This window comes from Bradyrhizobium uaiense, assembly GCF_010811875.1.
Lineage (GTDB): Bacteria > Pseudomonadota > Alphaproteobacteria > Rhizobiales > Xanthobacteraceae > Bradyrhizobium > Bradyrhizobium uaiense.
Genome location: NZ_VKHP01000082.1, coordinates 19756 through 33609 on the forward strand (window position 1 = coordinate 19756; position 13854 = coordinate 33609).

The 13854-nt window shown below is 64.9% G+C and carries 15 protein-coding genes; 10 read left to right on the forward strand and 5 right to left on the reverse strand.

From position 1 onward, the window contains the following. Window positions 1-65: 65 nt before the first annotated feature. The 4 genes from FNJ47_RS20450 to FNJ47_RS20465 all read right to left on the reverse strand — a co-directional run bounded on the left by FNJ47_RS20450 (window position 66) and on the right by FNJ47_RS20465 (window position 3816). A complete protein-coding gene (locus tag FNJ47_RS20450; RefSeq protein WP_163156234.1) occupies window positions 66-299 on the reverse strand; it encodes a hypothetical protein in 234 nt (77 codons plus the stop codon). 203 nt (window positions 300-502) lie between these two features. Further along, window positions 503-1429: an acyl-CoA thioesterase gene (locus FNJ47_RS20455; protein WP_163156236.1), complete on the reverse strand. Its 927-nt coding sequence runs from the start codon at window positions 1427-1429 to the stop codon at window positions 503-505. Then, entirely contained in the window at window positions 1429-2544 is a 1116-nt protein-coding gene (locus FNJ47_RS20460) for an Rv3169 family protein (RefSeq protein WP_163156238.1), read from the reverse strand. Before FNJ47_RS20460 ends, FNJ47_RS20455 begins: the two co-directional genes overlap by 1 nt. 48 nt (window positions 2545-2592) lie before the next feature. After that, window positions 2593-3816 (reverse strand): ABC transporter substrate-binding protein, encoded by a 1224-nt coding sequence (locus tag FNJ47_RS20465; RefSeq protein ID WP_163156240.1) that lies wholly within the window; start codon window positions 3814-3816, stop codon window positions 2593-2595. 11 nt (window positions 3817-3827) lie between these two features. Between FNJ47_RS20465 and FNJ47_RS20470 the strand changes: the two genes are divergently transcribed. The 10 genes from FNJ47_RS20470 (at window position 3828) to FNJ47_RS20515 (ending at window position 12780) form a co-directional block, all read left to right on the forward strand. After that, window positions 3828-3971: a hypothetical protein gene (locus FNJ47_RS20470; protein ID WP_163156242.1), complete on the forward strand. Its 144-nt coding sequence runs from the start codon at window positions 3828-3830 to the stop codon at window positions 3969-3971. A gap of 48 nt (window positions 3972-4019) precedes the next feature. Beyond that, window positions 4020-5573: an acyl-CoA synthetase gene (locus tag FNJ47_RS20475; protein WP_163156244.1), complete on the forward strand. Its 1554-nt coding sequence runs from the start codon at window positions 4020-4022 to the stop codon at window positions 5571-5573. After that, window positions 5573-6643: a phosphotransferase family protein gene (locus FNJ47_RS20480; protein WP_163156246.1), complete on the forward strand. Its 1071-nt coding sequence runs from the start codon at window positions 5573-5575 to the stop codon at window positions 6641-6643. Before FNJ47_RS20475 ends, FNJ47_RS20480 begins: the two co-directional genes overlap by 1 nt. Further along, window positions 6640-7149, forward strand: coding sequence for a hypothetical protein (locus FNJ47_RS20485; RefSeq protein WP_163156248.1), 510 nt, complete (start codon window positions 6640-6642; stop codon window positions 7147-7149). Before FNJ47_RS20480 ends, FNJ47_RS20485 begins: the two co-directional genes overlap by 4 nt. Before the next feature lie 188 nt (window positions 7150-7337). Next, window positions 7338-8597: an aromatic ring-hydroxylating oxygenase subunit alpha gene (locus tag FNJ47_RS20490; RefSeq protein ID WP_163156250.1), complete on the forward strand. Its 1260-nt coding sequence runs from the start codon at window positions 7338-7340 to the stop codon at window positions 8595-8597. After that, complete coding sequence (locus FNJ47_RS20495) at window positions 8597-9094, forward strand: aromatic-ring-hydroxylating dioxygenase subunit beta (protein ID WP_163156252.1); 498 nt, start codon at window positions 8597-8599, stop codon at window positions 9092-9094. Before FNJ47_RS20490 ends, FNJ47_RS20495 begins: the two co-directional genes overlap by 1 nt. A 13-nt stretch (window positions 9095-9107) precedes the next feature. Continuing rightward, on the forward strand, window positions 9108-9902 hold the full coding sequence (locus FNJ47_RS20500; RefSeq protein ID WP_163156254.1) for an enoyl-CoA hydratase/isomerase family protein: 795 nt from the start codon (window positions 9108-9110) through the stop codon (window positions 9900-9902). 1 nt (window position 9903) lies between these two features. Further along, window positions 9904-10653 carry an SDR family oxidoreductase gene (locus FNJ47_RS20505; protein WP_163156256.1) on the forward strand — a complete coding sequence of 250 codons (750 nt, stop codon included), beginning with the start codon at window positions 9904-9906 and terminating at the stop codon, window positions 10651-10653. A 1-nt stretch (window position 10654) separates the two neighbouring features. Then, entirely contained in the window at window positions 10655-11590 is a 936-nt protein-coding gene (locus FNJ47_RS20510; protein ID WP_163156258.1) for an alpha/beta hydrolase, read from the forward strand. A gap of 5 nt (window positions 11591-11595) precedes the next feature. Next, entirely contained in the window at window positions 11596-12780 is a 1185-nt protein-coding gene (locus tag FNJ47_RS20515; RefSeq protein ID WP_165445778.1) for an acyl-CoA dehydrogenase family protein, read from the forward strand. Between the two features lie 157 nt (window positions 12781-12937). Here FNJ47_RS20515 and FNJ47_RS20520 read toward each other — a convergent pair whose 3' ends face one another. Continuing rightward, on the reverse strand, window positions 12938-13708 hold the full coding sequence (locus FNJ47_RS20520) for an NAD(P)H-dependent oxidoreductase (protein WP_163156262.1): 771 nt from the start codon (window positions 13706-13708) through the stop codon (window positions 12938-12940). Between the last annotated feature and the right edge of the window lie 146 nt (window positions 13709-13854).

A 13854-nucleotide genomic window follows, 5' to 3' on the forward strand; every position in this document is an offset into this window, starting at 1 on the left:
GAGGCTGCGTTCACTAACCCGTCACGCCTCAAGCGTAGTGTCTGCCGTGGATCGCGCTATGCGCTTCACGACATCGCCAGGCTGACCGGCGCTTTGCCGACCATTCCGGTGCTGACGCCGTCGCGTGCCATCGATTCGATTTCGCTCCAGTTCTCGCGAAAGATCCGCGCCGCCTCGTTGGCGCTTTCCGCTTGGATCGTCAGACTGCACGCGCGTCTGGTGCCATTGCTGGCGAGCTGGAAGTAGAGGACATAGCCAGACGATTCCGCGCTCCGCGCGCCCAACGGTGCCTGCTGCATGTAGGTTTTCCCCAATAGTGTTTTTGTTGCGCCACCCGCAGACAGGATTTGACAGGGATGCGGCGCCTTCGTGATTCAAAACGCGCAATCTTCACGATTGCGCATTTTGTTCAGCGGTGTTGCCGGGATTCAACAGGAGATGGAACCGGAGATGGCGGCGGCTGCAACAGAGGTGCGATCAGAACGGGGTCTTAATCGTCGGCCTACGCGTCGCCATCCGGATGCACCATCAGGGTCTCCTGGATCGAGGTCGCGAGCATCGACCCATTGCGATCATGGACGCGGGCAATCGACAGCCCGCGACCGCCATCAGCGCACGGGCTCTCGGTTTCGACATGCATCCAGGCGTCAGGCGAAAATGCGCGGTGAAACCAGATGCAGTGGTTGAGGCTCGACAGATAAAGCGGTGCGCGCGACTGCAGATCGCGGAGATGGCCGCCGACGCTGGAGAAGTTGAGCCACCAATCCGAGAGATAGGCGAACACCGCGGCCTGGGCGCGGGAACCCGCGGCGAGTGGCTGCCGGCTTCTGATCCAGAACCGCAGCCGTGGCTCCGCGGTCGCAGCCGAGAGCTGACGTTCGATCGCGGGGATGCGGAAATCCATGCTGGGTTTGACGTGCTGGGAGTAGGGGCCGAGCGGCCGCAACTGCGCCATCAAAGTGTCAGGGATCATGCTCAGGTCGGGCAGGCTTTCGGGATCTTCGGACCGTGCAAACGGCGTTGCGTGCCGCGGACCCGGCTGCGCGGCGCAGAACGTGGCCTGCGCGCTCAGCACGGTGTGGCCATCACCCTGGCTGCCGACCACATGGCGGGAGGAGAATCGTTTGCCGTCCTGCAGGACCTGCGCGTCAAAGGTGATGCGCCGCGTGGGATCGGCACCGCGCAGGAACAGGAGCTGCAGCATCGCGGCCGGGCGATCTGCGGGCGCGCTGAGTGTCGCGGCCATCATGGCCTGGCCGAGGATCTGGCCGCCATAAGAACGGCCGTTGAGATTGCTGTCGCCGAAGCGGCTGCGATAGCGCAACGGGGCGATGGTCTCGAGCGAGACCAGCGCCTCGGCCGCCTTGTCGTCCCACGGATCGCACGCGGTGTCGTCACGCTGCGCGACGCGGATGCCTTGCCCGTCCATCACATAGCCGGGAATTTCTGCGGTCCCGGATAGAGCGGATAGCCGGCCGCTACGCCGTACTCGCTGATGCCGAATCCGGTCTCGTTGCCGCTTTCGAGCCGGACGACATGGTCCGACAATGTGCGTGCGATGGCGCGCGTCTCGGCATCATCCAGGTTCCAGATGTCATGCGCGGCATGGTGCTCGCCGCGATCGTCGCCGTGGGTCCAGCCTTGCAGGCCGCCATACATGCCGGCCTTGAGATAAAATCGCGTCGGCAATCCCAGCATCCTGACGTGGCGCGGCTCGCCGCGCTCGAAGGTGAAGGTGAAATCGGCTGCCGTGATGGTCTGGCCGAGCGGATCGTCGGCCCATTCGATCTTGTGCTCCACCGAGATGACCTCGCGATGCGACATCGATCCGTCAGCCTCGCGGCGGAACTCGGTGCCTGAGAGGTAATGCGGCTTACCGGGCGTCCGCTCTTTGATGAAGATCGACAGAGCCGACGCCTCGAACTGGAACATCGACCAGGTCCAGAAGAAATTGCGATGGGTCGCAACCGGCGGTCTGGTCTCGTCGGTGCGCATCTCGGAGCGAAGGCCCCAGGAGCGGTCGCGCTGTCCCCACCATAGTTCCGGTTCGATGTCATAGCGCTTGCCGTCGGCGACGATCCAGCCGCGCCAGCGCCCGAATTGCGAGACGCGCGCGAGGTCCTCCTCGACGACGCCGTTGCGCTCGCGGAAGTTCTGCTTCTCCTGCGCCGCCGGAAAGCTCGCCTTGAACTCGAGCGCGAAGCTGATGCCGGATGGGTTGTCGGCGAGCGATATCTTGTGCAAGCCCATGCCCTCGACGATCTCGATCCTGAGCCCGCCGACCTCCGTCTCCAGCGGGCGCGTTCCGAGCCGGCGCGAGGCGCGGAAATTGTGCTGGCGGCGGCCGATCGTGATGCCGGCAAAGCCGTCCATCACGTTGCGGTTCGGATAATAGCCGAGCCCGATATCGATCAGCAGTTCGCTGCCGTCGATCGGATGCGCGGTGTACCAGTAGCGCTCGGTAAATCTGATGTCGCTGCCGCCTGCCTTGGCAAACGGCTGCGGCGTCTGGTGGCCGATGAGATCGTCCTGGGCTGTCAGCATTGTTCTTGTCCTTGTGTTTGAGCCTTGGTCTGTCGATGCGCCGCGCGGTCAATCCTTGGCCGGACCTGCGCCCACGATGTCGCCGAACAGCACCCAGGTCTTGCCGTCGAAGCGCGCGAAGCGGCGTTCGGTGATCGCCGCATAATCCTGCGGCGTGGTCTGGATGGTGATGCCCGGCAGCAGCACCGGCAGCTCGATGCCGCTGAGGATGGTGGCCTGCTTCAGCACATTTTCCCGCGTGAGATTGTCGCCGCAGCGTTGCAGGATGATCGCGCCGAGCTGGGCCGTGGTGTAGCCGGTCACCGCGATCACGTCGTTCGGGTCCATCCCCGGCATGTATTTCGCGGCAAAGGCGAGGTAGTCGGTCATGCCCTTGTCGTTGGCCCAGGCCGGATCGTTCGGCGTCTTGTAGGAGGTCGTGGTCAGGATGCCGGTCGAGGCCTCGATCCCGGCCGGCACCAGCACGCCGGCGATTGAATTCGCGGTCGAGCCGAGGAAGATCAGCGGCTTCCATCCGAGCTCGTGGATCTTGCGGATCGCCATCGAGGCGAATTTGTTCTGTGCGGCGATCAGGATGGTATCGGCGCCCGACGCCTTCAGATTCACGATCTGGGAGTCGATCGTCGGCTCGGTCGACTGATACATCGCCTCCTTGACGATCATGGTGTCGGCCTTGGCGCCGAGTCCTTCCTTCAGGCCGAGCACAAAATCCTTGCCGATGTCGTCGGCCTGCAACAGCACGCCGATCCTGGCATCCGGCTTCTCGCGCAGCACGTAGCGCGCAATGATCCGGGATTCGTTGACGTAGGTCGGCGAATAGGGCGTCGTCCAGGGAAACTGCTTCGGATCGTTCCAGCGCGTGCCGCCGCTCTGCACGAGGAGCTGCGGGACGCCGTTGCTGTTGAGATATTTCTGGATCGCGGCATTGGTCGGCGTGCCGAACGGCGCCATCATCGCGAGCACCTTGTCGTTCTCGACCAGGGCGCGCGTCACCTCGACGGTCTTGGGCGGACTATAGGCATCGTCGCGGGTCAGGAAGTTGATGTGGCGGCCGTTGATGCCGCCTTTCTCGTTCAGCATCGTGAAATAGGCCAGCATGGTCTTCGGGAAGCTCGCATAGATCGACGCCGGCCCGCTGTAGGGCGCATTGGCGCCGAGCAGGATCTCGGTGTCGCTGACCCCGGGGCCATAGGCCTTCTGGGCATTCGCTGGTCCGAGCGCGCCGATGAGCGTGAACGCCCACACTGCAAGCGTGACGATTGGCTTCCGCATCTTCCCCTCCCATGACGCCCTCTTTTGCGGGGCTGGTTGATCCGGCGGCGGAAGCCTTCAAGGGCTTTACCCGTCGCGGCGGCTATGCAAAAATAGACCGTCTGTCCGGATTATCAACCGGAATCTCCGGGCGGCATTTTGACTTCACGCAATGACGGGAACATCCGCAGGCGTGCGCGGCCGCATGGCGGCGAGGAGGAAACATGAAGCTGACGCAGGCGCTCATTTCGGCGGTGCAGTTGCGCAAGGATGCACCGGGCACCATCCATGCCGGACGGTCGCGGAGCTGGAAGGAGATCGGCCGGCGCGTTGCCTGCGCTGCGGGTGGGCTGCGGCGGCTCGGCATCGAGGCCGGCGACCGGGTCGCCATCCTCGCGCACAACAGCGACCTCTATATCGAGGCGCTCTATGCCATCGCCTGGGCCGGCGGGGTCGCGGTGCCGCTCAACACGCGTTGGGCTGTTGCCGAGAATGCCTACGCGATCGACGATTCAACGCCGAAGCTGTTGCTGGTCGACAAGGCCTTTGCCGAAATTGCATCCGCGCTGCGAAGCGCGAAGTCACTCACCGCGATGGTTTATCTGGACGAGGGGCCCGTTCCCGACGGCATGCAGAGCTATGACGAACTCGTTGCGCACGCGCCGGTCGAGGATGCCTCCGGCGCCTACAACGATCTCGCCGGCATCTTCTATACCGGCGGCACCACCGGCTTTCCCAAGGGCGTGATGCTGTCGCATGCCAACATCGTCTATGAATCGCTGGTGTGGATCTATGCGCTCCGTTTCCGTGAAGACACCAGGTATCTGCACTCGGCCGGCATGTTCCATCTTGCCGGCACCTCGCCGATGATCGCGCTCACGCTTGTGGGCGGCACCCATGTCACCATCCCGAAATTCGAGCCCGAACTCGCGATGAAGACCATCGCCGAGCACAGAGTGGACTACTGCCTGTTCGTGCCGACCATGCTCAACATGATGCTCAATCATCCGTCCTTCGGCAGCCATGATCTGAGCAGCGTCAGGGATTGCGAATATGGTGCCTCGCCGATGCCGGATGCGCTGCTGGTCAAGCTGATGCGCGTGCTGCCGAGTTGGCGCTTTCACCAGGGCTACGGCATGACCGAGAGCGCGGCGCTGGCGACGATTTTGCCGTGGGAATACCACGCCCTGGAAGGGCCGCAGGCGGCCAAACGGAAATCGGCGGGGCGGGCGGCGCCGGGCGTCGAGATCCGCATCGTCGATCCCGCCGGCGACGAGGTGCCGCGCAGCACCGTCGGCGAGATCGCGATCCGCGGCGCCGGCGTGATGCTCGGCTATTGGCGCAAGCCCGAGGAAAGTGCGCGGGTGTTGCGCAACGGCTGGCTGCACACCGGCGACGGCGCCTGGATGGATGAAGACGGCTTTGTCTATATCGTCGACCGCCTGAAGGACATGATCGTCTCCGGCGGCGAGAACGTCTATTCCGGTGAGGTGGAGAACGCCATCTTCCAGCACGAGCAAGTCAAGGAGTGCGCCGTGATCGCGGTGCCCGATCCGCAATGGGGCGAGGCGGTGCACGCCATTGTCGTGCCGAAGGACGGCGCGCGGCTCGATTCGGACATGGTGATCGCACATTGCCGCACCCTGATCGCGGGCTACAAATGTCCGCGCTCGGTCGACATCCGTCTCGAGCCGCTGCCGCTGACCGGTTCCGGCAAGATCATGAAGTCGGTGCTGCGCGACGAGAAGTGGCAGGGCTATACGAGGTCCGTCAACTAATGCTGGAGGCTGCGAAACGATCCGACGATGTGCGGGATGCCGTACCGGAGCCGGCTCGTCCCGTCGTAGTGAATGACGACGCGGTGCGGCTGGCGCTCGCGCAGCATCTGTCACGGATATCCGGAAGCCGGACGGAGATTGTCAGCTTCGGCCGTAAATCGTCAGGCTTCTCCTGGATCACCTACGCCTTCGTCGCGCGCTCCGCCGCTGAAGCAGATCGCAAGCTGATTCTGCGCGTCGGTCCGCCGAACGGGCTGTTTGCACCGTATTCGGTGCTGCCGCAGGTCTACGCGTTGCAGGCGCTGGCGAATAGCGGCGTGCCGGTGCCGGCGCTGGTGTCGTCAGAGCAGGATGGCGCCGAGATCGGCTTTCCCTTCTTCATTTGCGCGCATGTCGAGGGCGACGTTCCCGCGCCCTGGGCTGCGAGCGAGCTCGATGCCGATCACAGGCGCGCCATCGCGCGGCAGTTCCTCGAGATCCTCGCATCGCTGCACCGGATCGACCCGGGCGCGACCCCATTCACATCGCTGCAACAGGGGGAGCAGCGCGCTGAACTGCGCGCGATCTCTGGTTGGCGCGCTTCGCTGGCACGTCCGACGGCGCGTTATTATCCGCTGCTCGATTGGGGCGGGCGCTGGCTGCACGACAATTGTCCGCAGCCGCTACGCCGCACCATCGTGCATGGCGACTACCGGATCGGAAATTTCATCGAGCACAACGGGCGGATCGCGTCCATTCTCGATTGGGAACTAACCCATCTCGGCGATCCCCACGAGGATCTGGCCTGGGCGATGATGCCGACCTTCAACGCCAGGAGCCGGAAGCTCTATGGCGTGCTCGAGCGAGCTGAGGTGGTCGATCTTTATCAGCGTGCCTCCGGCATTGCGGTGTCGGACAAGAGCCTCGCCTTCTACGAGGCCCATGCGCTGTATCAGGCGGCGGCGATCCAGATGTGTGCGGTGCGCGCCTTCGAGGTCGATCGCTTCAACGACATGCGCCTTGCGGTGATGGCAAGCCAGATGCCCTCGATCGTGCGCGCCTTCGAGCGCGCCTTGGAGGCCGCGGCATGAGTGCATCCTTCGAGCGGCTGATCGACGGCATCATCGATGCGCTGCAAAGCCATGTCGTGCCGAACAGCAGCGATGATTTCGTCCGCGGCCAGGTGTTCTCCGCGATCTATGCGTTGAACGGCTTGAAGCTCGCCGCCGATTGGAAGGCAGCCCCGCTACTCGAGCAGGTGCGCCTGCAGGACGATACTTTTGCGGCAGTCAGGCGATTGGCCGATGGCCTGGTGCATCCGGAGATCCCCGCCACGCCACGCACCCAGGGCGACATGCCCGACGTTGCCGCGATCGAGGCGTTGCGCGACGATGGCGACCGGCGGCTGGGACAGTTGCTGCTCTGGGCGAGCGGCGAGGGCGTGCGTGCGGTCAATGGCGATGTCGCGACCGAGATCGAGCACCTGCTCCGCCGTGCGATCTGCGATCAGCTGAAGATCGAGCTCGCAACGACGCCAAAATCGATGTTGCAGCAGATCGCAGGCGGCGAACGCGACGGCGGCGCGGCACCGGGCTGAGACGGGTGCGCCGCCGGCTACCCGGAATTGCAACTTTGCACGCTGCTCCGGGATTGGCCGCGGCGTTCGGAAAGAAGCTTGCCGCCCCGCGGAGCCCGTGCTATTAATTAACCGAACGGTCGTTCGGATTATTATTTGAGCGACCAGCAAGACATCCGCAGCAAGCGGCCGGCGAGGGAGACGGAGCGATGAACATGATGACCGGCGTCTCGCCATGGGAGCGCTTGATCCGGCCCGACCGGGTGCACGGATCGCTCTACACCGATCCCGAGATCTTCGAGGCCGAGCTGAAGAACATCTGGTACCGGACCTGGGTCTATGTCGGCCATGAGAGCGAGGTCCCGAACGCCAACGACTACGTCGTCAAGTCGATCGGCCCGCAATCCGTGATCATGACGCGCGACGAGCAAGGCAAGGTCAATCTGCTGCTCAATCGCTGTTCGCATCGCGGCAACCAGGTCTGCTCGTTTGAGCGCGGCAATGCGCGCTCGTTCACCTGCCCGTTCCACTCCTGGACCTTCGCCAATGACGGCCGCCTGGTCGGCTATGCCTTCCCGGATGGTTACGAGGGGCAGGACAAGGCGCAGCTCGCGCTCGGGCGGGTGACGCGAATCGAGTCCTACCGCGGCTTCGTGTTCGGCTCGTTCGCAGCCGATGGCCCGACTCTCAAGGAGCATCTCGGCGGCGCCGCCGAGACCATCGATCGGCTGGTGCGCACTTCGCCGGAAGGCGAGGTCGAGATCACGGCAGGCTTCCTCAAGCACCGCGTCAAGGCGAACTGGAAGTTCATCCTGGAGAACGAGTGCGACGGCTATCACCCGGCCTTCGTGCATACCTCGATCTTTGGCGTCGCCGACAGCATGATCGGCAAGCTCTATGGCGGCGCCTCGACCGCGCTGACGCGCGACTACGGCAACGGCCACACCGAGATCGACCTGCGGCCCGAGTTCCGCAAGCGTGCTGCGCCAATGAGCTGGTTCGGCACCAGCGAGGAACGGTTGCCGGACTACACCGCGCGGATGAAGGCCGCCTATGGCGACACCGCGGCGCGGGAGATCATGATCGACGGCACGCCGCATGTGATGATCTTCCCGAACCTGTTCATCGCCGAGATCCAGATGTTCGTGATCCAGCCGCTCGGCGTCGACGACAGCGTGCAGCATGTCACCGCCTTGCAATTCAAGGGTGCGCCTGATCTGAACCGAAGGCTGCGTCAGCAGACCATGGGTTCGGTCGGTCCAGCCGGCTTCCTGCTCGCAGATGATTCCGAAATGTACGAGCGCTGTCACCGCGGCGTGCTGGCACGCAATCCGGAATGGATCTTCCTCGGCCGCGGCGAGAAGCGCCAGCGGCAGGATGAGCTCGGCTTCACGGTCGGCCACGTCACCGACGAGGTGCCGTCGCGCGGCATCTGGACCCACTATCGCAAGCTGATGGAGCCTGCCTGATGCTGTCGCGCGAGAGCAGCGCCACATTGATGAGCGCCATCACCGCCTTCCTCTATCGCGAGGCGCGGTTGCAGGACGAGCATCAATATGAGGCCTGGGAACAACTCTGGACCGATGACGGCGTCTACTGGGTGCCGGCCAACGGTGCCGACATCGACCCGGAGCGGCAGATGTCGATCATCTACGACAACCGCTCCCGGATCGCGCTACGCGTCCGCCAGCTGATGACCGGCAAGCATTTCACCCAGACGCCGCAATCGAACCTGCGCCGGCTGATCTCCAACATCGAATTGATGGACGAGCAGCCTGATGATGGCGACATCGCGGTCGCCAGCAACAGCCTGATTTTCGAGTCGAGTTTGCGCGACGACACGCTGTGGGCGGCGCGCAATGAATACCGGCTACGCCATGTCGATGGCGAGTTGCGGATGGCCAGCAAAAAGGTCATCCTCGTCAACAACGACAAGGCGATCTACACGCTCTCGTTCCTGGTTTAGGGAAGGTCTCGCCATGATCGACACGGGCCCCGTTCTGCTCGACATCACCGACGGCATCGCGCGACTGCGGCTCAACCGCCCCGATGCGGCCAACGGCATGAGCGCCGAACTCCTGAGCGCGCTGTGCGACGCCATCATGGTCTGCCACGGTCACCCCGATCTGCGCGTCGTGCTGCTGAGCGGCGAGGGCACCAATTTCTGCGCCGGCGGCGATGTCCGCGCCTTCGCTTCCAAGGGCGAGAAACTGCCCGACTATATCCGGCAAGCCACGGCATACTTGCAGAATGCAGTGACCGGGCTGTTGCGGCTGGAGGCGCCCGTCATCGCTTCGGTGCAGGGCTTCGCGGCGGGCGGCGGCGGCTTTGGCCTGGTCTGCGCGTCCGATATCGTGATCGCAGCGGAATCGGCAAAATTTCTCGCCGGCGCGACGCGAGTGGCGATGGCGCCGGACGCCGGCGTATCCGTCACGCTGTCGCGGCTGGTCGGGTTGCGGCGGGCGATGTCGATCCTGTTGACCAATCCGGTGATCCCAGCCGCGGAAGCCTTGCAGATGGGTATCGTCACCAAGGTCGTGCCTGATGCCGAGCTTGCCGATGCATCGCTGGCACTGGCGCGCGAGCTCGCAGCCGGCGCGCCGAAGGCGCTGGCGGCGACCAAGCGGCTGGTCTGGGCCGGCACCGGCACCAGCATCGAGCAATGCCTGTCGGAAGAGGCGCGCACCGTCGCCGAGCTCTCGGGCATGGCCGACGCCCGCGAAGGGCTGGCGGCGGTGATCGAGCGGCGCAAGCCTGTTTTCACGGGGCGCTGAGGTGGCCATCTTGCCATTCGGGCGTCTCGACGGCCGCCGCGCCTTCGTCTCCGGCGGTGCGCGGGGCATCGGCGCAGCGATTGTCCGCAGCTTTGCCGGCGCCGGCGCCAGGGTCGTGATCGCCGATCTCGATGTCGCCGCTGCCTCGGAGCTCGCGCGGGAGACCGGCGCCGGCGTCGCCGGGCTCGACGTCAGCGATGCCATGGCTGTCCAGGCCGCGATGGTGCAGGACGGCCCGTTCGACATCGTCGTCAACAATGCCGGGGTCGATCAGCACGCCTTCTTCACCGACACCAGTGCGGAGGATTGGTCCCGCTTGATCGCAGTCAATCTCACCTCGGTGCTGGCCTGCACCCACGCCGCGCTGCCGGCGATGCAGGCGGCCCGCTTCGGTCGCATCATCAATGTCACCTCGGAAGCCGCGCGGCTCGGCTCCAAGGGCGGTGCGGTCTATTCTGCGGCCAAGGGCGGCGTGATCTCCTTTACCCGGAGCATTGCGCGTGAGAATGCGCGCTACGGCATCACCGCGAACGCAATCGCACCGGGGCCGATCCGCACGCCGATGCTGGAGCAGGCGGTGGCGAAAGGCGGCGACAAGATCCTGCAGGCGATGACCGGTGCGACATTGCTTGGCCGGCTCGGCGAGCCGGAGGAGGTCGCAGCCGCCGCGCTGTTCCTGGCCTCCGACCAGGCGGCCTATATCACCGGCGAGACGCTCGGCGTGTCCGGCGGCATGGGCATCGGCGCCTGATATGGCGAGCGCCGACGACGATATCGCTGTGACGCCGGTCGATCGGGCCATTGAGCGCTTGCGGGCGATCTATCGCGGCTGGACTCGCGACACATCAGTGGCGCAGATGCGCAGCGATTGGGACCAAGCCTTTGCCGGCTGCTCGGTGCCCGTGAGCTGCCAGCCGATTTCTGCCAGCGGGGTCGACGGCGAACGGCTGGTGCCGTCAGACGCACCGCGCGACAAGGCAATCCTCTATTTTCATGGCGGCGGCTTCCGCATCGGCTCGGTTGCCTCGCATCGCGACCTGGCCGCACGGATCGCGGATGCATCCGGCTGCCGTGTGCTCTCGATCAATTACCGCCTTGCACCGGAGCATCGCTTCCCAGCGGCGCTGGATGATGCGCTGACTGCCTATCGCTATCTGCGCGAACAGGGACTGCGTCCGGCGGACATCGCCTTCGCCGGGGACTCTGCCGGCGGCAATCTCGTACTCAGCGTGATGCTGGCGGCGAGGGACCGCGGCTTGCCGCTCCCCGCGGCCGGCGCGCTGATGTCACCGTGGACTGATCTTGCCGCAACCGGCGCAAGCTACGAGAGCAGGGCGGAGGTCGATCCGATCCACCAGCGCGCGATGATCCTGGCGCTGGCCAGGAACTATCTCGGCAAGGACGGCGACGCCCGCGATCCGCTGGCCTCGCCGCTCTATGCCGATCTCGCTGACCTGCCGCCGCTGCTGGTGCAGGTCGGCGACCGCGAGACGGTGCGCGATGACTCAACGGAACTAGCCGCAAGGGCAAAAGCCGCCGGCGTCGATCTCGCACTGGAGGTCTGGGACGGCATGATCCACGTGTTCCAGATGTTTCCCGAGATTCCGCAGTCGCGAGAGGCGATCGCGTCCCTCGCAGCTTTTTTGCGCAACCATCTTCACATCGGCCATGAGAGGGCGCCAGAATGAACGTCATGACCTCGGATCCGCGCCAGCTCTCTGAGACCGAATTCCACTTCCCGGAGCAGCCCAATCTGCCCGAGGAACTGCGGATGCTGCGCGAGCAGGTGCGCCGCTTCGTCGAGAGGGAAGTGGTGCCGCATGCCGAGGCGTGGGAGCGCGACGGCAAGATCCCGCGCGAGATCTATTGCCGCATGGGCGCGCTCGGCTTCCTCGGCATGCGCCACGCTGCCGAATATGGCGGCACCGACATGGGGCCGCTGGCCTCGATGGTGTTTGCCGAGGAGCTCGGGCGCTCGAGCTTCGGCGGCTTCACCTCGTCGATCCTGGTGCATACCGACATGTCGGCTGTTCACATCAGCCTGCGCGGCACGCCGGAGCAGAAGCAAAAGTACCTGCCGGCGATTATCCGCGGCGAGACGGTCTGTTCGATCGCGGTGACCGAGCCCGACGCCGGCTCCGACGTCGCCGGCCTGAAGACGCGCGCGCGGCGCGATGGTGATGTCTGGGTGATCAACGGCGCCAAGATGTTCATCACCAACGCGGTCTACGGCGACATCCTGATCGTTGCCGCGCGCACCGATCCGCACGCCAAGGGCAGCCGTGGCATCTCGCTGTTCATCGTCGAGCGCAACACGCCGGGCATCACGGCGACCAAGCTCGACAAGCACGGCTGGCTCTGCTCGGACACTGCCGAGCTCGGCTTCCAGGACGTGCGGGTGCCGGCGGAGAACCTGCTCGGCGAGGAGAACAAGGGTTTCTATGGCATCATGGAGACCTTCCAGAACGAGCGCATCTGCATCGGCGGCATCTGCGCCGGCGAGTCGGCCAAGGCGATCGAGCTGACGACGAACTATGTGAAGGCGCGGCAGGCATTCGGCGGCCCGCTGTGGAATCAGCAGGGCGTGCGGCTGAAGCTCGCCCAGCTCGCCGCGAAGGCGGCGGCGGCCCGAGCGCTGGCCTATCAGGCTGCCGAGCTTGCCGCGGCCGGGAAGGAATGCCTGCGCGAGGTCTCGATGGTCAAGGCGCTGTCGCCCGAGGTGCTGCACGAGGTGGTGCATGGCTGCCTGCAACTGCATGGCGGCTCAGGCTTCATGCGCGGCACGCCGATCGAGCGCATGGTGCGCGACGCCCGCGTGCTGACAATCGGCGGCGGCGCCACCGAGGTGATGTTGGAAGAGGTGGCGAAGCGGATGTGAGGGCCGCCCTTACCTCGCCCCGCTTGCGGGGAGAGGTCGGATCGCATCGTGAGATGCGATCCGGGTGAGGGGGTACAGGTCTTTCCACGCACAGGACTCGCGGAGGCAGCCCCTCACCCCAACCCTCTCCCCGTGAGAACGGGGCGAGGGAGCACACCTATGTTGGGGCTACGTCTATCTTGCCTGCTTGCAACCGAGCGCGCTGACCAACCGTCTGCGCTGCGATCCCCGGCTTCAGCCGCCAATCCTGTCCAAAGTCCGCCAGCGGATGGAAGAACAGCGGCTCGGTGGTCTCGATCAGCCGCAGCCGCTCGGCGTAGTCGTCGAGATAGCGGTGCCGTGTCGCCTCGTCGACGAAGTTCACCGAATACGACACGAAGGGCGGCAACACCTTGCAGCCGGCATAGGCCAGGGTGCCGTTCTGGATCGGCCACAGCACCACATCGAGCGCGCCGACCAATCCGTCGGGTGCGCACATGCCGGGATAGGCGGCGGTCGAGGTCACGACCATGGCGCGGCGGCCGGCGAGGCCGCCGGTGTCATAGCGTCGGCCGCTGCCGTAAATTGCGCCGTTGACGAAGACGCGATCGATCCAGCCTTTCATGATGGCTGGGACCGAGAACCACCACAGCGGAAACTGCAGGATCAGGAGGTCGCACCACAGCAGCTTCTCGATCTCGGCGGCGATGTCGCTGCTGAACGCGCCATGTTGCAGATTGTATTTCTGCTCGCGATCGTATTGCAGCCGCTCGGGAAACCGCCGCGTACCGAAGTCTTCGGCGGTCGCCACCGGGTTGAAATGCATGGCGTAGAGGTCGGAGATCCTGACCGTGTGCCCGAGCGCGGTCAGCTCCGCCACCGACCGCGCCAGCAGCGCCGCGTTGAAGGACTGCGGCTCCTGATGAGCAAAGACGATCAGAACCTTCATCTCTTCACCTCACCGATTTGAAGCGCAACGTCGCCGCGGCGGCGCTCTGCTCCCTCTCCCGCTTGCGGGGGAGGTCGTATTGCATCGGAGATGCGATACGGGTGGGGGCTCTCTCCACGCAAAGAGTATCTCGTGCGGAGATACCC